The sequence below is a fragment of the Bdellovibrio sp. HCB337 genome (assembly GCF_047302465.1).
Lineage (GTDB): Bacteria > Bdellovibrionota > Bdellovibrionia > Bdellovibrionales > Bdellovibrionaceae > JACMRP01.
Genome location: NZ_CP178621.1, coordinates 1,902,196 through 1,923,010 on the forward strand (window position 1 = coordinate 1,902,196; position 20,815 = coordinate 1,923,010).

At 46.7% G+C, this 20,815-nt stretch carries 20 protein-coding genes; 12 read left to right on the forward strand and 8 right to left on the reverse strand.

Going from position 1 to position 20,815, the window contains the following annotated elements:
* Positions 1 to 45 precede the first annotated feature (45 nt).
* The 5 genes from ACLWBB_RS09275 (at position 46) to ACLWBB_RS09295 (ending at position 5,310) form a co-directional block, all read left to right on the forward strand.
* On the forward strand, positions 46 to 2,481 hold the full coding sequence (locus ACLWBB_RS09275) for an acyl-CoA dehydrogenase (protein WP_413291349.1): 2,436 nt from the start codon (positions 46 to 48) through the stop codon (positions 2,479 to 2,481).
* Between the two features lie 445 nt (positions 2,482 to 2,926).
* Positions 2,927 to 3,367, forward strand: coding sequence for a hypothetical protein (locus tag ACLWBB_RS09280; RefSeq protein WP_413291350.1), 441 nt, complete (start codon positions 2,927 to 2,929; stop codon positions 3,365 to 3,367).
* A gap of 203 nt (positions 3,368 to 3,570) precedes the next feature.
* Complete coding sequence (locus ACLWBB_RS09285; RefSeq protein ID WP_413291351.1) at positions 3,571 to 4,068, forward strand: hypothetical protein; 498 nt, start codon at positions 3,571 to 3,573, stop codon at positions 4,066 to 4,068.
* A gap of 348 nt (positions 4,069 to 4,416) precedes the next feature.
* A complete protein-coding gene (locus ACLWBB_RS09290) occupies positions 4,417 to 4,779 on the forward strand; it encodes a hypothetical protein (protein WP_413291352.1) in 363 nt (120 codons plus the stop codon).
* A 78-nt stretch (positions 4,780 to 4,857) separates the two neighbouring features.
* Positions 4,858 to 5,310 carry a hypothetical protein gene (locus tag ACLWBB_RS09295; protein WP_413291354.1) on the forward strand — a complete coding sequence of 151 codons (453 nt, stop codon included), beginning with the start codon at positions 4,858 to 4,860 and terminating at the stop codon, positions 5,308 to 5,310.
* A 94-nt stretch (positions 5,311 to 5,404) separates the two neighbouring features.
* On the opposite strand, the gene ACLWBB_RS09300 is transcribed toward ACLWBB_RS09295, so the two are convergent.
* Together ACLWBB_RS09300 and ACLWBB_RS09305 are read right to left on the reverse strand one after the other, a co-directional pair.
* The gene (locus ACLWBB_RS09300) at positions 5,405 to 6,874 is read right to left on the reverse strand and encodes a DUF1552 domain-containing protein (RefSeq protein ID WP_413291355.1); all 1,470 of its coding nucleotides are present in this window, start codon (positions 6,872 to 6,874) and stop codon (positions 5,405 to 5,407) included.
* A 1-nt stretch (position 6,875) separates the two neighbouring features.
* Positions 6,876 to 8,846, reverse strand: coding sequence for a DUF1592 domain-containing protein (locus ACLWBB_RS09305; protein ID WP_413291356.1), 1,971 nt, complete (start codon positions 8,844 to 8,846; stop codon positions 6,876 to 6,878).
* 519 nt (positions 8,847 to 9,365) lie between these two features.
* Between ACLWBB_RS09305 and ACLWBB_RS09310 the strand changes: the two genes are divergently transcribed.
* A complete protein-coding gene (locus ACLWBB_RS09310) occupies positions 9,366 to 9,896 on the forward strand; it encodes a DUF6817 domain-containing protein (protein WP_413291357.1) in 531 nt (176 codons plus the stop codon).
* Between the two features lie 51 nt (positions 9,897 to 9,947).
* On the opposite strand, the gene ACLWBB_RS09315 is transcribed toward ACLWBB_RS09310, so the two are convergent.
* A complete protein-coding gene (locus ACLWBB_RS09315; protein ID WP_413291358.1) occupies positions 9,948 to 10,334 on the reverse strand; it encodes a hypothetical protein in 387 nt (128 codons plus the stop codon).
* A gap of 116 nt (positions 10,335 to 10,450) precedes the next feature.
* On the opposite strand from ACLWBB_RS09315, the gene ACLWBB_RS09320 reads away from it, so the two are divergent.
* Complete coding sequence (locus tag ACLWBB_RS09320; protein ID WP_413291359.1) at positions 10,451 to 10,888, forward strand: NUDIX domain-containing protein; 438 nt, start codon at positions 10,451 to 10,453, stop codon at positions 10,886 to 10,888.
* A 3-nt stretch (positions 10,889 to 10,891) separates the two neighbouring features.
* On the opposite strand, the gene ACLWBB_RS09325 is transcribed toward ACLWBB_RS09320, so the two are convergent.
* The 3 genes from ACLWBB_RS09325 to ACLWBB_RS09335 form a co-directional block, all read right to left on the reverse strand.
* Positions 10,892 to 11,266, reverse strand: a complete 375-nt coding sequence (locus ACLWBB_RS09325) for a hypothetical protein (protein WP_413291360.1) — start codon at positions 11,264 to 11,266, stop codon at positions 10,892 to 10,894.
* Between the two features lie 120 nt (positions 11,267 to 11,386).
* Positions 11,387 to 12,337 (reverse strand): L,D-transpeptidase, encoded by a 951-nt coding sequence (locus ACLWBB_RS09330; protein WP_413291361.1) that lies wholly within the window; start codon positions 12,335 to 12,337, stop codon positions 11,387 to 11,389.
* A gap of 159 nt (positions 12,338 to 12,496) precedes the next feature.
* Positions 12,497 to 13,360, reverse strand: coding sequence for a LysR substrate-binding domain-containing protein (locus tag ACLWBB_RS09335; protein WP_413291362.1), 864 nt, complete (start codon positions 13,358 to 13,360; stop codon positions 12,497 to 12,499).
* Positions 13,361 to 13,446: 86 nt separating this feature from the next.
* On the opposite strand from ACLWBB_RS09335, the gene ACLWBB_RS09340 reads away from it, so the two are divergent.
* Positions 13,447 to 13,686 carry a hypothetical protein gene (locus ACLWBB_RS09340; RefSeq protein WP_413291363.1) on the forward strand — a complete coding sequence of 80 codons (240 nt, stop codon included), beginning with the start codon at positions 13,447 to 13,449 and terminating at the stop codon, positions 13,684 to 13,686.
* A gap of 96 nt (positions 13,687 to 13,782) precedes the next feature.
* Here the strand turns inward: ACLWBB_RS09340 and ACLWBB_RS09345 are convergent, their stop codons facing one another.
* A complete protein-coding gene (locus ACLWBB_RS09345; protein WP_413291364.1) occupies positions 13,783 to 15,363 on the reverse strand; it encodes an Rnase Y domain-containing protein in 1,581 nt (526 codons plus the stop codon).
* Between the two features lie 187 nt (positions 15,364 to 15,550).
* On the opposite strand from ACLWBB_RS09345, the gene ACLWBB_RS09350 reads away from it, so the two are divergent.
* Genes ACLWBB_RS09350 through ACLWBB_RS09360 form a run of 3 tightly spaced genes read left to right on the forward strand, consistent with a single transcriptional unit; the run spans position 15,551 to position 18,959 of the window.
* Positions 15,551 to 17,029: a class I SAM-dependent methyltransferase gene (locus ACLWBB_RS09350; protein WP_413291365.1), complete on the forward strand. Its 1,479-nt coding sequence runs from the start codon at positions 15,551 to 15,553 to the stop codon at positions 17,027 to 17,029.
* A 10-nt stretch (positions 17,030 to 17,039) separates the two neighbouring features.
* Positions 17,040 to 18,533 (forward strand): adenylate/guanylate cyclase domain-containing protein, encoded by a 1,494-nt coding sequence (locus ACLWBB_RS09355; RefSeq protein WP_413291366.1) that lies wholly within the window; start codon positions 17,040 to 17,042, stop codon positions 18,531 to 18,533.
* Positions 18,534 to 18,575: 42 nt separating this feature from the next.
* Positions 18,576 to 18,959, forward strand: coding sequence for a hypothetical protein (locus tag ACLWBB_RS09360; protein WP_413291367.1), 384 nt, complete (start codon positions 18,576 to 18,578; stop codon positions 18,957 to 18,959).
* Between the two features lie 581 nt (positions 18,960 to 19,540).
* Here the strand turns inward: ACLWBB_RS09360 and ACLWBB_RS09365 are convergent.
* A complete protein-coding gene (locus ACLWBB_RS09365) occupies positions 19,541 to 19,732 on the reverse strand; it encodes a hypothetical protein (protein ID WP_413291368.1) in 192 nt (63 codons plus the stop codon).
* A gap of 201 nt (positions 19,733 to 19,933) precedes the next feature.
* On the opposite strand from ACLWBB_RS09365, the gene ACLWBB_RS09370 reads away from it, so the two are divergent.
* Positions 19,934 to 20,767 carry a flagellin gene (locus ACLWBB_RS09370; RefSeq protein WP_413291369.1) on the forward strand — a complete coding sequence of 278 codons (834 nt, stop codon included), beginning with the start codon at positions 19,934 to 19,936 and terminating at the stop codon, positions 20,765 to 20,767.
* Positions 20,768 to 20,815 lie beyond the last annotated feature (48 nt).

Sequence of the window (20,815 nt, forward strand, 5' to 3'; positions counted from 1 at the left end):
ATAAAACCAGAGTGTAATTAGATCGTTAGCAAAAGGAGTTGCAACGTGGAAAGCATTTATGGTCTGTTTTGGACGTGCCCGGGTACGGCACTTCTAGGTTCTTTAATTGGTCTTCTCGCAGTCGGTTTCTTGGGAAGTCCCCTCATCGTTTGGACAATCGCACTCGCAATTATTCTGGTCGGCTTCCATGCTCCAGTTTGGCTGTTGGCGATTTTCGCAGTGGTGATGGTGATCTTCAATATCAAGCCTTTGCGTGCAGCAGTTGTCACAAAAGCTGTGATGACTTTGTTCGATAAGCTAGGCTTCTTGCCTAAAATCTCCGAAACAGAGCGCGCGGCGATTGATGCCGGTACTGTTTGGGTCGAGAAAGATCTTTTCTCTGGCAAACCTGATTTCAAAAAATTGATGCAAGAGCCTTATCCGCAATTAACTGCGGAAGAGCAGGCCTTCATGAATGGACCGGTTGAAGAGCTTTGCAAAAAGATCGACCACTGGGAGATCTGGAAATCTCGTAAGCTTTCTGAAGATGCTTTCAATTACATCAAGAAAGAAAAATTCCTCGGTATGATCATTCCGAAAGAGTACGGCGGTCTGGGCTTCTCAGCTTTGGCGCACTCTGAAGTGATCATGAAAATTTCTTCGCGTTCGTTGTCGACAGCAATCACTGTGATGGTTCCAAACTCTTTGGGTCCTGCAGAGTTGCTTGTTCACTACGGAACTGATGAACAGAAGAAATTCTACCTTCCACGTTTGGCTTCTGGTGAAGAAATTCCTTGCTTCGGTTTGACTGAACCTACTGCAGGCTCTGATGCCGGCTCTATCACTTCTAGTGGTACCGTCTTTAAAGGTACTGATGGCAAACTTTATATCCGTTTGAACTGGAACAAGCGTTGGATCACACTTGCTGCGATCTCTACTTGTATCGGTCTTGCGTTCCGTTTGCGCGATCCAGAAGGTCTTTTGGGCCTCGGAGAAGACATCGGTATCACTTGTGCTTTGATCCCATCTAAAACTCCAGGTGTTGTGATCGGTCGTCGTCATGATCCTTTGGGAACTCCTTTCTACAACTGTCCTACTCAAGGTAAAGATGTTGTCGTGCCTTTGGATGCGGTTGTTGGTGGTAAGGACGGTTGCGGTAAAGGTTGGTTGATGTTGACGGAGTGTTTGGCTGCCGGTCGCGGTATCAGCTTGCCAGCTCAAGCAACAGGCGGAGCAAAACTTGCTTCACGTGTAGTGAGCGCACACTCGGTAATTCGTCGTCAGTTTGGTGTTTCTATCGGTAAGTTCGAAGGTGTTGAAGAACCTTTGGCAAGACTTGGTGCAAGCACTTACTTACTCGAAGCTATGAGAAAATACACTTTGGGTGCTTTGGATCAGGGCTTAAAACCTTCTGTTATCACTGCAATCCAAAAATATTACTCTACTGAAATGGGCCGTAAAGGTATCAACGACGCTATGGACATCATGGGCGGCGCGGGCATCTCTATGGGACCTCGTAACTTGCTTGCAGAGATTTACATCGCAACTCCGATCGGTATCACGGTTGAAGGTGCGAACATCATGACTCGTACATTGATCATCTTCGGTCAAGGTGCTCTTCGTGCCCATCCATTTGCTTATGCAGAAGTAAAAGCGATGGATGCTAAAGATTTGAAAGCATTCGATACTGCATTCTGGGGCCACGTAGGTCACATCATTAGAAACTTGTGCCGTAGCATCGGCTTGAGCATGAGCCGTGGTTATTTGGCATCATCTCCTGCAGCTCACTCACAAATGAAACGTTACTATCGCCGCTTACAATGGGCTTCTGCGACTTACGCTATCATGGCGGACATCGCGATGGGCGCATTGGGTGGTGAGTTGAAATTGCGCGAGAAAATCACAGGCCGTTTTGCTGACATCTTGGCAAACATGTACATGGCAACTTCTGTGCTTCGTCGTTTCGAAGCAGAAGGTCGTCGTGAAGAGGATTTGGCGTTCGTACATTACAACTTGAAATCTTGTATGTCTGAAATCCAAAAAGGCTTCGATGGTCTCTTCGACAACTTGAAGGTTCCAGGTCTTCGTTGGTTCTTCAAAGGCTGGATCGGTTCTTGGTCACGTATCAACTCGATGGGTTCTCAAGCTTCTGACGGTTGGAGCCACGCGATTTCAAGTGCGATGTTGCAAGATGGATCAGTTCGTGATCGTTTGACTCAAGGTATTTTCCTTCCAACTAAAGAGGGTGAACAACTTCAACGTTTGGAAAATGCATTCAGCATGACTTTGAAAGCTGAAGCAGCTGAGAAGAAAGTGAAGAAAGCAATTCGTGACGGACTTCTTCCGAAGAAGAAAGTGGCGATGTTGTTGGATGAAGCTCGCGGTAAGAACGTAATCACTGAAGAGGAATACAAACTCATTCAGCAAACGGACACTGTTCGCTATGATGCGATCCTCGTAGATGACTTCTCTGAAGAGCAATACCACGCTACTCACTCTTAATTGAGTTTTTAGTGTTGTAATACGAAACCCGGGTTTCATCACCCGGGTTTTTTTTCGTCTTCGCAACGGGGATTTGGCAGAGAGAGGGGTGGGCTTAGGGAACTTCCCAAAGGGGTACAGCCTTCCGGGCTTCACGCCAGCGTCCGCCTTCGGCGGATGCGCGCCATCCAGGCGCCGCTGGAGCCCCCTTCGAGAACTTCCCTAAGCCCACCCCTCTCTCTGCCAAATTGTTTTGAATTCGAAAATTCATTGCGCGTATTTTTGTTTTTTAAAAATAAGATCCAATTTTGAGAGTCTTTTGTCTTTGGCTGCTTAATTGCTTTTTTGAAGAGGCTAGCCGATGCGCGATGTCAGATTTGCCTTGGGTCATTTGTAGTTCGACTGTACTTGTTTTGTGGACTTTGTTTGGTGACTCCGAATACGATTTTTTCTTTAGGGGGAAGTTATGGTTGAGATTAAGCATTTATCTGTGTCGGTTAAACAACCTGAGCAGGCTGCAAAAGCGCTCGCGGAAATGACCGGTGGAAAAGCTGAGAGATTTATTTCTAGAAATATGCCTGGCGCCTGGGTTTGTATTTGGGATGAAAAGACAAATCACCTTATTGAGTTTCTTCCTGATGGATACTTGATGCATCCAACAGAGTATGGAGCTGACTTTAAGAAGTTAGATTTCGATATGAACTACAACTCGACTCATTTTCAGCTTGAAGTGAAAACTCCATTGAGTGACATCCAAGAAGTTGCTGACAACTATGGGCTTGCTCATAAATTCAGACCAACGCGCGGTGGACCACTGTACGATGTTTGGTTTGAAAAAATGTTGTTGGTTGAGTTTGTTTCAGACGAAATTCGCGCGCTTGCGAAACAACCCGCGGCTGAACTTTAGTTGTATGCGCATATAACGGCCCTGGGCATGGTCAATGATCACATTACCACATGCCATTGCTATAGGGCGCGCAGTTTATAAGTGAATCATCAATGGTGTTCAAAAGATAAACATGGAAATTTTTGCTGTATATAACTCTACAGGAGAGTTTTACTCTGAAAAGCATTAAAGTCCTCCTTTTAGCAGTCTTTAAGGAGATTTTTATGATCAGCTTTTATCGCCTCATGATGGCCCTAAGTTTACTAACACCAAGCCTGTCATTTGCAGATCAGATGTGGGATCACAAGTATACGCCACTGGCTGACCTTGAGGTTATCTACGAGCAGTCTCAAGGCAATTGTCCTCGTACAATCAGAATCGAAACCAATGATGACAATGAAATTTACATGCATGCAGAGGGCGGCTTTTTTTCTGTTATTAGCGCTTATGGAATTATGGATGGAAAAAGCCGTAGTATTAACGGCTTCAATACATCTTTCAAGGTTAGTAACAGCAGTCTCTTAGTGACGTCTATTCACGGCAGCTCTGGCTGGGGAGCAAACAACTTTACTTCTTTAAAAGTCAAAATGGCTTTAACCCGCGATAAATCAACAGGACAATATTCTGCAGAACTTGAACACCACCGTAAAGAGTCTCTCGTTGGATTTTATCACCTTGAAGATACAGCAAGCTGTAAATTCAAGAACGTCCTGACCCCTTAATTTTCATCGCGGTGATGTGCTCTTACGAAGGGCATACTTGTTTGCAGAAAGAGCTAGATTCCAAAGGAAGATGCTAAAATCTTTCTTAGAGCTGGCTCTTTTTTTTTTGGTATTTCTGTATTTAAAGTTTATCACCACGCTTCGTCGCTATGGCATTTGTAGCAACGGGGTTTGATCCAAAAAGAATTCGGCAGTTTTGTAGGTCTACATGCGGGCTGGATCGTTCAAGAAATGCACTCGTTGCAGTTTTCGAAAGATTGGCATCCATAAAATAAACCAATGATAGCAAAGGCCAGAACCTATTATCTTTAATGGGTTCTGGAGACTAAAAGTGTCTTCGGAGGTCTTATGAAGACAACTATTTTAGTTTTAGTAACAGGCTTTGCTTTAAATGTAAGCGCAGAAAGTATTTACCGCTGTCAATTTTCGTCAGACCGAAAGGACAAAGAACCTTTTGTGATGACTGGACATATTGTTGCATCTAAAGATGACGACACTACATATTTAACGCTTCAGCCGCCAAGCTCGACGCGCCTTCCATATGAAGCTCGGACCTTAATAACGGCTGATGGGTATAACCCTATGACGATCCATCCACGCGGTAATACAGTGACTACTGTTGCTCGTGGTGAACTTCATGGACAAGGCAACCAAGTTCGGTACGTGGACTCAGAGGGCGCCGAATTTATTCTAAGTTGTGTGCAAAAGTAAGGACTGACGATTCATTCAGATCTAATTTTAAAAAGTAATTGTGCTATGTAAATTTCAAAACAAAAAAGGAGAAAGAAGGTGAAACAAACTATTCTTGCTATTACAGGATCTAAAATTACGAAATTATTTATATCTTTTGCTTTAGTAGTAATCAGTTCACTTAGTCATGCCGATGAAGGTGAATACCAGCTTGACTGCAAGAGTACAGAAAGTATCGATCACCCCCACTATACGGCAAACTTTTCAAGGACTGCAGAAGGATTCTCTGTCTATGCTACGACCAGACCAAGCAGATTTCTTTTCGTTGAGGGACATGAGTATGATCATTCATCTCAATGCAATTTTATTAACAATGTCATGGTTGAATGCCGTCATTTCAAACTTGGGAATGATAGGCTTGTTGAAGTTGTAAAGTTTTTTCGTAAAATGCCTGGAATGGAGTGGAAAGCACAGATTGTAATGATGACCGGGCGGCCTACTGCCAATTTAAAGTGCCTAGAATTGCTAGCCCCCTTTAACGAGACACTTTAACCTCTTCAATATAAGCCAAAGTCAGGATCTGAAATTCCTGACTTCTTTATTTTAGACGGAAGCCTCATTTTCCCGGTGACTGCGACAGCTTTTCTTAGACTCCGACCAACACGCCCGAAAGCGGGTTGGCGTGGTCGTTGTTAGTGCCGCGGTCGTCACCGAAACCAGGTTTAATGCCTCGGGCCTGCATATCAGCAGTATAGTAATCTGCCTGTACCAGTCCCATGGCCTGCATGAAGGTGACCAGCAGGCGGTTGTAGTCGCGACTTGCTTCCGGTGATGGTGAATAATCGATGTACTTATTGGTTTGCATAAGACCTCCCCCACCTCCCGCTATAAGGATCGGTCGATCGGAGTAGGAGTGATTGTTGTGATCGGCTTGCTCGTTGCCAACGTAAACAATCGAATTATCCAAATAAGTCCCGTTGGTGCCAGGCTCGGGCACATCGAGCTGACTTATAACAGCCGCCGCTTTTTGCATGTGGAACTGATGGATCTTACGCATGCTCGCCGATGCTTCGCCTTCGGCCGAGTGCCCGAGATTGTGCCAGCCCCCCGCACTGATTCCCAGAACCGAATCAAAATTGAGATCGTCTACACCTCTTGACAAACAAAGTGTCGCGACCCGGGTTGCTCCACATTTGATGGCGGCCACAAGAAGAGCCGTATAAGCATCGATCATCGGTCCGCGATCGGCCGCCGAGTACTCTTGATAAGTTTTCGTAGGCGCCGTCGCCATGCAAGTCGGTGCGTTCTGAACTTTTTCCTGCAACTGAGCGATCATCGCCATGTGGTCTTCCAGGATGGCCTTGTCGCTCGCGGTGGCGCGCGGATTATTTTTTAGTGCCTTGTACTGTTCAAGAACCTGATCAACAAGAAGGTTGTCTTTGTTTCCGACCGGAGGCGCACTCGTCATATTAAAAACTTCGTTGAAAGCCGTGACTGGCTGTAGGAATCTTTGCGGGAATTCCATCTTACCGTTGCGGTAATCCCAGCTGAGATCGATTTCAGGTTCACTGGTATTCACACTGGAACGCAAATGCAGAGCGCGAATCCTTGGTGCCGTCGGGTAAATCTTATTCGAAAGAGCGAGCACCTGATCTATGCTGGGACCGAAGTACTTGGGATCGGCAGCGACTCCCCAGAGAGCCGTGTTTCCGCGCCCGATGCTACCAGCGAGCACGGTCGCCATTTGGTGACCGCGCAGGTTCGGAAAAAGGGAGCTAAGATTTTGCAGAAGCAACATCTTCGAACGCAGGCTCGCAAACTCAGGACCTATCAGCTGTGAAACGGAATTGGCCACAGGTCCCGTCACGTCGGTGAGCTTCATCTCTCTGTGGGTATTACCCACCTGCACCATGCGTGCAAGATTCGAAGTTGGAGGATACCAATCTGGACGGTAGGTCCCGTTGGCATTACAGAGACATATAAAACGCGTTCTTGGGTTCGGAGGCGGAAGGGCGGCGAAAGCCTTTGGCACCATGGATTCAAGAAAAGGAAGTGCAAGAATGGAGCCCCCAAGTCCTTGCAGAAAATATCGTCGTGTCATCGGATTGAATTTCATTTTACTTCATCCTTCTGATACCGAACTCGGGATCAAGCACCATCGCTTTAATCGAGTCGAACAAAGTCGAGTTAGGTTTCTTCACCGCTTCATAGGTCTTTGCGAGCACGCAATTGTCGAGAGCTGTCGGAAGACGACGGAAGGTGAACTGGAACCATTTTCGACTGAAGCACATTTGGAAGCGTTGGTTTTCTGAAAGCGTCGAGCTGAGACCCAACCAGCCATTGACAACGGCCTCGTTCCCCGCCGCAAAATTCAAGGTCGCCACCGCATCGATGGGATGCTCGGCAACAACCTGTCCCTGTGGAGAGAAGACCTTTTCGATGGTACGGTAGCGTCCGAGAGCATCGTAGTTTTCAAGAGCGTAACCGAATGAATTGATCTGTCCGTGGCAGGACATGCAGAGGGCGGGCGACGTTTTAATCTCGAAGCGCTTTCGCGTGCTCAGTGTTGGGTCAATCGTCGGCGGAATCAAAGAGCCCGGCGGCAGCGTGTTCGGATCTGGAGAGGCGAGGCTTTCGCACAAGAGTGATCTGCGGATCGCAATACCACGAAGAATCGGGCTTGTCGTATCGTCTCCAGAAAGTGTTCGCGCCGCTCGCGTGAGGATTCCCGCGCGCTGATTGGACGGCAAACTTGTGCGTCCATCCGGAGTCCCTGGCAAGCTGATACCATATATCTTGGCGAGTTCGGCCGATTTGATGAAGGCAGTTGTATCGGTTAGAAGATCTTCGAGTTTCTTTCCTTCGAAGAGAATATGATCAACGAAGAGCATGGACTCTTCGTATGCCTCGGCGTTGATGTTCGCGGTGTTGATGTTGCCGCGAAAGACATCGGTGTAGGACGGATTGCGCATTCTCTGCATATCGAACCAGATAGCGAAGAATCGACGCAAGCTCGTGCGGGCTGCGGGTTGCGCGAGAAGTCTCTTCAATTGCGCATCGAAGATCGCAGGCTGCAGGAGGCTCGAGTTCGCAGCGGCGGCCATCAGCTCCGCATCTGGCATTGAGTTCACGATGAGGTATGAAAGCCTTGAAGCGAGCTCGTAGGCATTCAGTTTTAAACCCGAGGCTTCCGCATCAACGGGGGCTCCGTCGAACTCGAGGTGATAAAGAAAATTCGGTGACATAAGGAGAGCCCGCAAAAGGTAGCCCGAAGACTCAGCCCGGGTAGTACCCAGTTTGTAGGCCGCGATGAGTGGAGCTTTCTCCATTGCTTTCACTGGCCTGCGGTAAATGCGCGTTCCAAAGCGATCGATAAAGGTGCCTAGGCAGGTATCGGTCACGGTCGAGTCGGCGAAGCAGCTTTCGCTGAAGATCTGATCGAGTTTCGTGGTCGACGCGGTCACGAGGCTTGCGATTTTGACCGAGATTTTATTTTGCGCCTGTACGAGTCCCAAGTTCATGGAGTCCGCGCCTCGGTCAAACGGACTCTCGGAACTGAGTTCTTCGGGGAAGAGATCGATTTCGGCCGCGAGTTCCGAAAGCGCGACGGTCCCGACGAAGAGATCGCGGAGGGTGTTCATGTATTCACTTTTCGCGAGACGTTGCAATCGGTGCGGCGTCGGTCTTGCGCCGGCCTGGCAGTAGAAAGGATTGGCGCCGGGTTCGGTTGTCGTGGTCTTTAGTGCCGCCGCGATAGCCTCAATCTGCGCCGAGGTGAGAGCCTGGATCGCGGGATTGCCTGCCATGGAAGGAACACTCTTATTCGCAGTCTCAATTTGGTTCACCGTTCGGTCGAGCTTCAGAGAGGATGCGAGAGGATTGTGGCAAAGAGCGCAGTGTTGGGCATAGAGTTTCGCCCCTTCTTGAAAGACCGGATTGTTGTTGGGATTGTTGGGGTCTGCTGAAGAAAGATTGGTTGAGTTGAGTGATTCGACCACATCAAAACCCCCGAATCGAGAGCAATTCAAAAAACCGATATTTAGGGTCAAAGCTCCTAAAAGAAGCGCAACCCGTCGCTGACGATTCATTGAATTCCCCCTTAACATCAGGATACATCGGAAGGTCTTCAAGCGCGAGAAGTTTGAGTGTCCGTTTCACGTTGAGAGGGAAGGACTGGGGCGCAGACAAGATTGCCAGATTTCAAAAAAATATAAAATTCTTTCTAGACGGCCAAACCCGTACTCAGTGTAAGCTCAGAGTCGTTCGGAGGTGATCGGAGCCCGAGCGACGGTTAAAGATAATCTAGAAGTGTCGTTTTAAATGCAGTCAGAGTAATTCGAATTGAAACTCAATGAGTTCGATTTCTGCCCTAGCTCGATACGCACTTAAAATCGAACCAGCTGAGTCGAACGATGAGTATGGGTTTGGCCGTCTAGAAAGAATTTTATATTTTTTGTTGAAATCAAACCGCATAAACTAAATCTAGCAAAAGATTCTTTTTCCTCTCGGTCTTTGGGGATCAGGAAGCCAATGCGAACCTATTCGTTTTAAGTATTAGAGGCATTAGAATAGTGGACACTCCCTATGAGTATTGATAAAAAGTTGGAATGCATATCGATTTAATATTAGAAAAGCTTGAGAGATTTGGAATCTCAACGGTGAGCCATAGCCAAGAAAGCTTATTGTCTCACCTAAAAGGGACTAGTAGAATTCTGCATAACTGGGGTTGTTCAGAAGCGATATGCTTGGCTGGTCTTTGTCACAGTATCTATGGAACTGAGTCTTTCCTTAAGGTCTCCGCCACCTTAGACAATCGAGAATATGTGCGCAACCTGATTGGAACAGAAGGCGAGAAGCTTGCCTATCTCTTCGGCGCACATAAAAAAGAATCGCTATGGAAAAATCTAGGGCTCTCCGATTCTTTTTGTGTTCACGATCGTTTTACCGATCAGCAAGTTATCATTTCGAAACCAGAATTGAGTGGTATGATTACTATCACATTGGCCAACTGGTTAGAGCAGCGTCCTCGTGCTCAAGCTGAAGATCAATTTATAAGATTGAACGAATTTAGATCTTCAAAAGAATTTCTTCCAGATATGGCATATCAAGATTTTATTAGAGCTTATAATCTGAACTAAACCACTGGTCTTTGATGCAAAGCCTGCCAAATAATGCGCAGGCTTGTTTTATTACCAAATATCGCTATCGAAAGTTTCATAATCAAAGCCCATAGGAGCTCCGGCGCGTAGCCAGCGATCTAAGATCGACATCTCTCGAGCATTCAGAGGGCCACCGGCTTTTTTTGGCGGCATGACTTTTTTAACGAGTGCCATCTTGCGGATTTTCGAGCGAAGGGCATAGACGTTGTCGTAGGTTTCTAGATTCACGCCGTCTTTGTTGCCGCCCTCATCGCTATGGCATTTGTAGCAGCGGGGTTTGAAGACTTGTTCAGTCACATACTGAAAGGTGAGCTGCGGGCTCGCATAGAGTTCCCAATCGTCAGTTTGTGCGAGTGCAGAAGAAGGAACTCCACCCGTGACCACTAAAAGCCCTGTCAGAGCCAATCCTAATTTCATAGAAACCTCCAGGGCCGAGAGTGTCCCTTATAAAGTTCCAAAGCGTATGACCCTCGGGAGGCTTAATCGTCAACTTGCTCATTGAACGTTCGATTCTAAAGCCCTACACTAGGGAAATGTCTTATCGCAAAGGTATCGCAGTCATCATACTCTCGGCAGACTCTACTCAGGTTCTTCTTGGTGAAAGAACGAATGAGCGTGGTCAGTGGCAAATCCCACAAGGTGGGGCCGAGAAGGGCGAGTCCATCTTGGAAACACTTGAGCGCGAGTTGCTCGAAGAAGTCGGTATTGCCGTACCGAAGGTTTTACGCCAAACAGAAAGATACATTCGCTATGAATGGCCTGAAGGTCTCTTTAAGAAAAGCAAACATGTTGGACAAGAACATATTTATTTTGTTTTAGATGGAAGCAAAGTGGACGTTCAAAAGCTTCGTCCCACTGAAGAGTTTATTCACTTTAAGTGGGCACCCATTGAGGAAATTCTTAAACTCTCGGTTTCATGGAAGCGCGAGGCCTTGTCAGAAGCTCTGCGCGAGCTTGAATTGATCGATTAGGTTTTATTTTTTGTCGCAGCTAAAATTACCATCGTGAATATCAGCAACGACTTCAAGATTTGCGTTTACGACAACACCGTAAGAGTTGCCGCCATCGCAAAGATCTTCGTTCGTGTACACGGCGTGGAAGAGCTTTCCAGACTTAGTTAAGAAGCTTGTGGTTTTGATATATTTATTGCTGCAGCCAGTGCCTTTAAGATCAATAACTTTAGTAACATGACGGCGAAGGATACCATTCATTTGAAGACCCGCATTTGGCAAAAGCGTTGCGCGTTCTTCGATATACATGTTCTCGCCGATTTCTTTAAGTTCTGGATCTAGGCAAGCCATGGCTTGGGAGCCAGTTAACAGAATCAAAGATATAATGAGGTTTTTCATGGCAGGCTCCTTGCGGTTATGGGACCTTTATAGTCGGCCCGCAGCCCTCACGTAAAGTGCATATATTTTAACATATCATTTATAGGATGAATGATAATGCCCCCGAAGGGGCATTGGGGATTACATTGCGATGCCAGGAGCAACTTCAGCAACGATTGGCTTAAAGTAGCGCTGGAAGCCTGCAGTTGGGTTTTGCAGAAGCGCTTCCATTTCTTGCTGTTTCTCTTGCGTATTGCCATCGATGATACGAACCAAGATAGGGTAGCCACGGATTACTTTTGGAGCGCCCTTGATTGAATCAGGTCCTACTTGTGATCTTGATAGCGCTTGTGAAAGACCGCGAGCGATAGGTACACCTGTTTTCTTATCTAGAAGAACCATTGGTGAAGTGCGAGGGTAGTTACCGCTAGTTACGAAATTAAATAATGGTTCCGCATCGCCTGGGCAAAGGCGAACGCAGCCTGCAGATGCTCTGCGACCGATTGCTTGGTCGCAGCTTGTTTGCAATGTTTGGTGAATTGCGATTCCATATTCAGATTCGATCCACAAGCTATACGGCATTGATGAACCGAATTTACGAGAAGTATAGGTCTTTTGAGCATCTTGAATGCGGTGGAAGCCTTCACGCGTATCACTCTTTCCAGGAGTAGGTTCTTTTCCAGTAGAAACTGGCAGAACTCCTTGAAGCTGAATTTGATTACCTTGACGAGTGAAGAGATACAATGTTTGAGCTTGCAAAGTTTTTGGATCGCGCGAGCGACTAGAAACTCTGCTAACAGATTTATTTACAAGGATAAAGGCCTGATAGCCATAAAAGGGATCCGCGATTGCGGCTGTATAGGCGTTGAAATCTTCTTCTGGTTTTACTTCTTTTGCATCCGTATCGTATTGCTGGACTTTCTGTTGAACCAGAATATCTCCGCGGTCTACGGCGTCTTTATATTCACGAACGAGCTCGGTGAGTTGTTCGAACTCGCCAAGAGACTCCTCGCTATTAGCAGCTGGATTCGCAGAAGCGAAAGTTAAAGGCAAGGCAACCATTGCAGATACAGCAAAAGATAATAGTTTCATATGTTCTCCTACGCAGAAGAACAATGCATATGGATTGCCAGATCAAAAGCAATATAACTGGGCCTCTTGCCGGGAAAGCGCTGGAGCAGCCTTATTTTGTCACTGGGAAGTCAGTTTTCTGAACAGTTGAAGTGGTGTCTCAAAACGAGACAATGGGTTTTAGAGCACAGAACACGCTTCGGCTACCCACTTGCAGAAACTCGCGTGTTGTTTCCTTTCGTGCAGATTATTTCTGAGCCACCAGATACAGACTTTGCGGTCCATATTTATTTTGCACTGAATATCCAACAACTTTTTGTCTGCAAGCTCGCGCAGAACCAAAGCTGTTGGAACCAAGCTCCAGCCAAGTCCACTTAAGACTGCAGAACGTACCCCAATCAGATTGTCCATCGTAAGTGCCTCTGGCGGATTTGCGGCGACCTCATCAGCCAAAAACACTTCAGGATTCAATTCACGATGGCGCACAAGAGGGATGTCTTTAAGAAGATCCATACTCAATGTTTTGCGCGATTTGCTGATCACGGACGGGGACACGATGACAGACCAGGGTTCTGGCTGCAATTGCTTATGGGCAATCGATGGATTTTCAGGAGCGTGGCAGGCGACGACAAAATCGCTTTCACCCATTATCAGAGATTTTTCTAAGCCCACATCTGGCGTCAGGTACTGAATTTTCACCCGCCCCCCAAATGTGCGCTGTAATTCAGGCGAGGCCGGAATCAAGATCTGCTCTGCAAACCAGGCTGTAGAGGCAATTCGTAGATGTACCGAGGATTTCATGAGCTCTTGTTGGCTAAGGATACTTTCTTGAGTCCAGGCGACGAGTGCCTGACCTTCTTGGGTCAGTTTCCACTTGCCGTCGACTTTGCTGAGCAAGCCATGATCGTCCGAGATCCTTTGAACTTTCCGTAACAACCCGCCAGCATCGCAATTCAACGATTCAGCTGCACTTCTGAGAGAGGTGTTCTGTTGGATAGCAACGAGGATCAGGCAGTCTTCTGGCGAAATCAGGTATTTTGTCATGTTGATATTTATACATCACAGGCGTTGATAATTATCAACATACAAAGTGGGAAACCCCTGGATAGATTTAGATCCATGGAGGTTCTATGAAAAAGTATGTTTTAAGTATTTCTTTGGTTCTATTGGCTGGTTCAAACGCTTTTGCTGGTGGCTACTTCTGTAGACAGTGCCCAGCGGAAAACGATAAGTGCATTCCTATCTGTGCCGAAAAATCATGCACTAATAATGAGAACGCTCTTTTGAAAGTGCTTACACCGAAACTCGATACGGAAGCAGCTGCTTGTTGCTCTTGGGGCCCGATTCCTGGTTGTATGAAGGGTTGCTAGATTTTAGGCAAAAAGAAAGGGAGCTGGTTAGCTCCCTTTGTGCTCTTGGATGTTTAAAGGCATTTATGTCTTCAAATTCAAGAGCTCTTTTCAGTACTAATTATGCGCTTTTGTGGTCTCACTTACAATAGTCTCTCTGACGACAACCACTTTAATTTGACCTGGATAATTACATTCATCTTCGATGCGGTTCGCAATTTTGCGTCCTAACACAAGAGACTGAGCATCATCCACTTTACGGCCATTCACCATCACGCGGCATTCGCGACCACCACTCAATACGTAGCAATCAGTAACGCCCTCAAAGCTTCTGGCGATATCCTGTAATTCCGAAACCTTTTGGTTGTAGGATTCAATCGTTGATCGACGAGCGCCTGGACGGGCGCCTGACATCGCATCGGCTGCGATCACCAAAAAGGCCGTATCTGTCGATGGCTGTTCATCATAGTGATGGGCGCGAACTGCATGCACAACCTCAGGGGCTTCGTTACGGGCCTGGATAAAGTCCGCACCGATCACGGCATGGCCGCCGTCGACCGCGTGGTCCATCGATTTCCCGATGTCATGAAGCAGTCCTGATCTGCGAGCTTGTTTAATGTTTAGCTTTAACTCTGAGGCCAAAAGCCCTGCAAGCCAACCCACTTCACCGCAGTGGAAGTATTGATTCTGAGTGAAAGAGTAGCGATATCGCAAGCTTCCCATCATTTGTTTAATTTCGGGGTGAAGATCCTGTTGCTTCAATTCTTTGGCGATATTGTCACCGTCATTTTTGATCTGACGGAAGAGTTCTTTCTTTTGATTCTCGGCCACTTTGCGAATGAAGTCTGGAGTAAGATTTTTTCTCTCTTTCAGAATTCTTTCCAAAGTTCTGCGAGTCAGTTCACGGCGAACAGGGTCAAAGCCCGCAACGCCGATCATTTCCATTTCAGGCTCTACGATAATGTCACAACCGCAAACATCCTGCAGGGTCTTGATGTTTTCGCCCTGAGGGTCGCACAGAAGTTTTCTTGCGTGAGCATCTGGGAAGTTTACAGCACCGATGCCACGTTCAGCACAGTAGGGACGGGCAAAACGGTCTAGGGCCACGTCCAAAATGCGTTTCGCTTTTTGTTCAGCATGTTCTTTAACTTCTTCTTCGTAGTCCTCGGCCCACTTTTGCAAACGCTGCAAAGTCTCTTGTTCGAGAGTCTCTGCAATTTGTTTTTTGGTTTCTTCCGGAGTGGTGTTCAGCTTCTGGGACAAAAGTTTTGTGAACTCGCGATTAAGATCCTTTTCAGCCGCACGCACTTTTTGTAATTCAGCTTCTTGTGCCTGAACAGTTTTCTCAGCTTGGCGAGTTTCATTTTCGTGGGCTTGAATCTTCTTTTTCTCTTCGGCTAAAGTAGCGTCGACTTTTTGCTTTTTCTCATCAACGAGTTCTTGGAGCTCATCAATACGACCTTCGACCTTAAGCATGTCCGGTTCTACTTTTGACCACATCTCAAGTTCGATCTCTTGAATGCGTTCTTTTTCCTCAAGAGCTTTGATTTCAACTGCGTCCTTTGCCTCAGCAAGGATGTCAGCGGCTTCTTGCTTCGCCTTTTTGATCGTGTAGTTGTAGATGTATTTTCGCAGGGCAAATCCTAATCCGCCCCCGACGGCAAGACATCCAAGTCCCGCCAGTACTGCATTCAGCATAGTTTCCTCACTTCAAGTAACACTTTAGTGTAGCTGTGCCTTAGGTCCTATGGCTAGGGCATTCGTAAAATCGCGGCTTTCCGGGGCATATTAAGCGGGGTGTTATTGAGGAACTGGACAATCATCCATATCGCTCCGTTCTAAATAAACCGATGGAAAGCATAGTACTTAATGAGGAGAACCACCAATGAGTCGATCGTCTACTGCTATGAAACAAGAAGGTTTTTTCATTGCCGAAGAAAACTTGGCTAAACGTAAAAAAATTGTTCGCCAAGACCGTGTCCAACTGGAGACTGGAAAGTGTATTTTGGAGTTCCATGCTCTAAAAGTTGAAGTGATCAACATTAGTACTTTTGGTTGTGCAGCCGTCGTGACCCCCGAAGGCAGTGCTTACTTAAGAGACCTTTACACTCAATCTGAACATCATACGGCCAAAGTTTTTTATGAAGGGACTGAAACTCAAACTCTACAATTACGCAAGGTACGTGAAGTGCCGCACCCAACATCAGTTTGCAACGAAGTGGTGTGGGCCTTTGAGACCCTTGGAGAGCCCTTCAAGGTCGATCGTATCAAGGTATTAGAAGTCACAACAAATATTCTGCGCAATCAAAATGACTACTCTGTAAAGCTAGAGCGTTTACCGGTTGAATACCGTCAAATCGTTTTCCAAATGCGTGACTGGTTTCACAAGCTCAAAGAATCTATTGATCAACTCGAAAGGGAAGCTCCTGTTGATAATGCTCAAGAGGCTCAAGAGTATCGTATGACCCTCGTTGAAAATATCGGCGAGTATATTGGTAAGGTCGTTCCGCAAGTTTATTCCAAAGTTCCACCTATGTTGAAAAACTTAAGCCCGGAAGACACCCAATTAGCTACAGAGTTTATCCGCGAACAGCTTGGCCCGTACATTTATGGAGCGCCATTTGCTTCTCGTGCTTATCATAAACCCCGCGGCTATGCGGGGGATTATGAAATGATGAATCACCTTTATCGTGCCGAACTCACCGGCAGAACTCTTTTTGACCAGTGTGTGCATAAATACTTTGTCGACGAACCGGCTGGCGCTGCCGTGAAGAACCGCGGTTATTACTTGGTAGAGAAAATCACTCAACTTTTCAGAGAACATAATTCTCGCGACAGCTTGAAAATCGTCTCTGTTGCCAGCGGTCCTGCGGTTGAGCAACAGCTCTTCTTACAATCCGGCAAAGAGTTCTATAACCGCCCGGCAGTTTTCACATGTTTAGATCAAGACGAAGAGTCTTTAAAGCACGCTCAGAGACAGCTCATGTCTACAGAGCGTTTTGTGAAATCAGGGTTCCAGTTTAACTTTAAAAATCTTGCGATCCGTAACGTTATCGCAGGGGGATTGCCTGAAAAAGATTACGACTTGATCTATTCCGCGGGCCTCTTTGACTATTTGACAGAACCTGTGGCGCAGATGGCAGCCCAAAAAATGATGGCAAGCCTGAAGCCTGGGGGAAAGCTTATTATCGGAAACTTCAGCACCGATAATCCTTGCGTTCCGTTCATGGAGCTATGTCTGGACTGGAATTTGATTTATCGCTCTAAAGAAGATCTCGAGAGAATTTTCAAGGGCTTTGGTTCTAAAGTGTATGTTGAAAAAGAACCTCTCGGCGTAAACCTCTTTGTCGTGATAGAGAAATAGGAAGCAATATTTGGCACAACGTGAGCAGATGTCCTCTGAAATAACGACGAGCGAACTTCGAGAATTCGAAGTTATGGAAGAGATTCGCTCGGTCATCCGGGTGGTATGCCACTGGATGACGATTCCGTTATTTTTGGTTTTCTGGATCGCAGATTGGGTCTTTTATCCGGAATATAAATGGCCCTTTCTTGGTATTCGCCTTTTAGTGATTCCAACTTGCTTACTCGCTAAGTATGCGATTGATTGGGTCAGAAATTTCTCGCAAGCTCAGACGGTGGCAGTCAGTTTCGCCATTGCCGTTGCAAGCTGCATCAATGCTATTATTCTTATGATTCCAGATCCGACGACGCCCTATTATGCGGGATTAAATATGGTGGCTGTCGGGAGCTTGTCCTTCATACCTTTTAATAAGCGCTGTTTTACGATTCTCAGTATTGGTATATTCTTACCTTATTATTTGAATGCCTTTATTAAAATGGAGAGTGTTGGAGAGTATCAAGCGCTTTTGGTGAATTCGTTTTTCTGTGTAGGGTCCATGATCATTTGCTTCTTGATCCGCCATTTTAACGAAAGCTTACGTATCCGCGAAATTCACTCGCGCATGGCTCTAAAGTCGGAATTGGCGAACCGGGACCGCATCATTCATGAAAAAACCAACGAAGCTGTACGTCTCAATACTTTAAGCAGTCAATTCAGTCCGCAGGTTGTTCGCGCAATTCGCGAGGGCCGCGTGGATCTTGAAAAGGGTGTTCATCGTGCACAGATTTGTGCAATCTTTGTCGACATCGTGGGTTCAACCGAGCGGGTAGTACGCCTTGATCAGCAAAAGGTGGACAAAGTTTTAGCTCGTTTTATGGATACGGTCGTGTCGACGTTTTTGAAGTACGATTTGACCATCGATAAGTTCCAAGGGGACGGTATCTTGGCTTTTGCCAATGACCCAATTCAACATCGCGACTTCGTGCAAAGAACTTGTTATGCGGCACTTGAAGTGCGTGAGCTTTTGCATGAGGACCGCGAGTTCTATCTAATGAACTGGAAAAAAGAAATGCAAATCCGTATGGGAATCTCAGTGGGCTACGCCAACGTGGGCTTCTACGGAAATAAAAAGTTCTTCCGCTCTTATACCGCAATCGGTGCGCCATTGCCGCTAGCTTCACGTTTAACGAACCTGGCAGAGCCAGATCAGATTCTGATAGATTGTGATGTGGCGGCGGTGCTTGAGCAAGAGCAGTTCAGTATGAATCGCCTGGGCGAACGGGTGATCAAAGGCTTTGAAGGCGACCAGAATATCGTTTTTGAGTTAGTGCAAGCTCCTCAGGATAAGCTCAACTCTTTTGCGGGTTCTCTCACATGCCCGCACCATCCAGACACGGTTCTATTCCTGGATACGAACGAGAAAGGGCACTACGAGATGAAGTGCCGTCACTGTGACTTTGCCTTGGATCAATATTCCATGGAAATTCTCGGGCAGATTCCGCAAATGAAGGCCAAGGCCTCATAAGTTCTTGATTAGCGCGTCGAGTTAAGAGATAAACTCAATTCTATGAAAAAAGTTTTATACATCGTGCTTACCATCCTTGCAGCCTGTGGTCTCGTTTTCGTTTTGGTCAATTGGTACCCCTACATTTTCTCACAAAAAGTAGACGGTGAAATTTACGGCGTTGAACGCGTCGAAGTCCCAATGGCGATTATCACAGCCGACGGAGCAAAACCGTCGTCACAAGTCTTTTCATACGCAGTAGCAGTCAAAGATGCAAAGACCGGCGAAATCTTCACTGCCTCTTCAGAAGACCGCAGATGGGCAGTGGTCCAAAAAGGCCAATGCGCGGAAGTTAAGTTCTTGCCCTATCCACCATGGAGCCTCACGCGCTCTGGCGCTTACTTCGGAGCACGTCTGATTCGTCTTTACGATTGTCCCGCTAAGTAGTTCTTCGGACCCGGGGATTTCTGACTGGGAAGGGCCTTTGGCTTTTCCTTCAGTCGGCACGCCCCTCCAGGGCTCGCAGCCTCGGAGCACTTGAGTACAAGCACTCCGAGGGCCATCCAGGCCCCGCTGAGGCCAACTAAAGAAAAAGCCAAAGGCCCTTCCCAGCCAGAAATCCGTCTCCGATTCCCACACTCACGATACAAATGATATTCCGAACGTGCCCGCACCGAAATTTTCCGAGAGAGAATAGTGTGCACGGATAGCGCGAACTTGCGCGCGGCACGGGTATTCAAATTCTTTTTTTGGATTGGCACGTGAGCGCAAAAATAAATCTTCCATTTGCTTTTTCACTGCCTAGGATTGCGGAGTTCGCGAGAATTTCTGGGAGTGGGGTTTGGAAATTCTCCGAAGGGTGCCTTCACGGGCCCATGGATGGGCCCCGACGCCCGTACTCGGGCGGCGGAGTGACGAGCCTGGAGGGCGTGCCCCGCAGGAGAGTTTCCAAACCCCGCTCTCGGAAATTCCCTCGTCGAAGCCCAAGCCCCAAGACGACGTGACAAGTACAAGCCACGAAGACAGAACTACTGAGCGTGAACGAAGCCTTTGAATACTAAGTAAGGAAGAAGAACATAGAGGGTAAGGTCGCGGACAAGATAATAAACAAAGACTGCTAGGAAAAGTTTCCAGCCATACTTTTGTGTTACCCCTTTGAAGCCAGTTTCTTTGAAAGTGGCTTTGATTTCCCTAAGAACCTTCATGAAGCGCATCTTCATGGATCTCGATGTCGCGGTCAAGTGTGTCTTTGACAAAAATTTTACAGCAATACTCTTCTCAAGGCTTGTTCAGTTGGTTTTGAAAATCCCGAAATGTTTCTCACGTTACAAAACGCAGCCGGATGCTGTGTTTTTTTTATGGACTGAAGCAAGACCAATAACCAAGGAGGTTACACATGCACTTCAGAGGAGGATAGAAACATGGGGATGAGAGTAACAACAAATATATCAGCAATTAATGCTCAAAGAAATCTGACAGGCAGTCAGAGAGTGCTGAATAAATCGATGGCGCAATTGGCTTCGGGAAGTCGAATCAATATCGCCGCAGACGACGCCGCAGGTTTGGCGATTTCTGAAAACCTGAAAGCTCAAATTCGTTCTGCAGCGCAAGCGCAACGTAATACGAACGATGGTATTTCCATGGTTCAAACGGCCGAGGGCGGTTTGAATGAAATCGGGAATCTGATCATTCGTCTTCGTGAGCTTGGGATTCAAGCGGCATCAGATACAGTCGGACAAACTGAGCGTGGATTCTTGGATAAAGAAACTCAACAACTGAAAGCAGAGATTCAACGTATCGCTTCGGTAACAACCTGGGGAACGACAAAGCTTCTGGATGGAAGCACTCCGCAGTTTGATTTCCAAGTGGGCTTGTTTAACAACGCGGAAGAAGACCGCATTAGCTTTGATGCATCTACGAACATAGCGACAATCGATGCATTAGCTTTGGGGGACTTGGACTATACTTCGAAAGAAGGAGCTCAAGTAGCTTTGGCTGCATTGGATGATGCGCAAACGAAGGTGAACGGTTATCGTGCGAATTTAGGGGCGATCCAAAATCGTCTAACTTCGACGGCAGATAATTTGGGTGTCACGATGGAGAACTTAAGTGCAGCGAACAGCCGTATTCGTGATACGGACGTAGCGCAGGCTTCTTCAGAGATGACTCGCAATAATATCTTGATGCAAGCTGGAACTTCGACTTTGGCACAAGCAAATCAATTGAATCAACTTGCAATGAAGTTGATTGGATAAAAATAAAAAAGCCCTGGTGGAGTTCCATCAGGGCTTTTGCTTTTCTAA

Coding starts and splice junctions, on each gene's coding strand:
- ACLWBB_RS09280 (WP_413291350.1), top strand. CDS start 2,927: ATGGTTGAGATTAAGCATTTATCTGTGTCGGTTAAACAACCTGAGCAG.
- ACLWBB_RS09285 (WP_413291351.1), top strand. CDS start 3,571: ATGATCAGCTTTTATCGCCTCATGATGGCCCTAAGTTTACTAACACCA.
- ACLWBB_RS09290 (WP_413291352.1), top strand. CDS start 4,417: ATGAAGACAACTATTTTAGTTTTAGTAACAGGCTTTGCTTTAAATGTA.
- ACLWBB_RS09300 (WP_413291355.1), bottom strand. CDS start 6,874: ATGAAATTCAATCCGATGACACGACGATATTTTCTGCAAGGACTTGGG.
- ACLWBB_RS09305 (WP_413291356.1), bottom strand. CDS start 8,846: ATGAATCGTCAGCGACGGGTTGCGCTTCTTTTAGGAGCTTTGACCCTA.
- ACLWBB_RS09310 (WP_413291357.1), top strand. CDS start 9,366: ATGCATATCGATTTAATATTAGAAAAGCTTGAGAGATTTGGAATCTCA.
- ACLWBB_RS09315 (WP_413291358.1), bottom strand. CDS start 10,334: ATGAAATTAGGATTGGCTCTGACAGGGCTTTTAGTGGTCACGGGTGGA.
- ACLWBB_RS09320 (WP_413291359.1), top strand. CDS start 10,451: ATGTCTTATCGCAAAGGTATCGCAGTCATCATACTCTCGGCAGACTCT.
- ACLWBB_RS09325 (WP_413291360.1), bottom strand. CDS start 11,266: ATGAAAAACCTCATTATATCTTTGATTCTGTTAACTGGCTCCCAAGCC.
- ACLWBB_RS09330 (WP_413291361.1), bottom strand. CDS start 12,337: ATGAAACTATTATCTTTTGCTGTATCTGCAATGGTTGCCTTGCCTTTA.
- ACLWBB_RS09335 (WP_413291362.1), bottom strand. CDS start 13,360: ATGACAAAATACCTGATTTCGCCAGAAGACTGCCTGATCCTCGTTGCT.
- ACLWBB_RS09340 (WP_413291363.1), top strand. CDS start 13,447: ATGAAAAAGTATGTTTTAAGTATTTCTTTGGTTCTATTGGCTGGTTCA.
- ACLWBB_RS09345 (WP_413291364.1), bottom strand. CDS start 15,363: ATGCTGAATGCAGTACTGGCGGGACTTGGATGTCTTGCCGTCGGGGGC.
- ACLWBB_RS09350 (WP_413291365.1), top strand. CDS start 15,551: ATGAGTCGATCGTCTACTGCTATGAAACAAGAAGGTTTTTTCATTGCC.
- ACLWBB_RS09360 (WP_413291367.1), top strand. CDS start 18,576: ATGAAAAAAGTTTTATACATCGTGCTTACCATCCTTGCAGCCTGTGGT.
- ACLWBB_RS09365 (WP_413291368.1), bottom strand. CDS start 19,732: ATGAAGATGCGCTTCATGAAGGTTCTTAGGGAAATCAAAGCCACTTTC.
- ACLWBB_RS09370 (WP_413291369.1), top strand. CDS start 19,934: ATGGGGATGAGAGTAACAACAAATATATCAGCAATTAATGCTCAAAGA.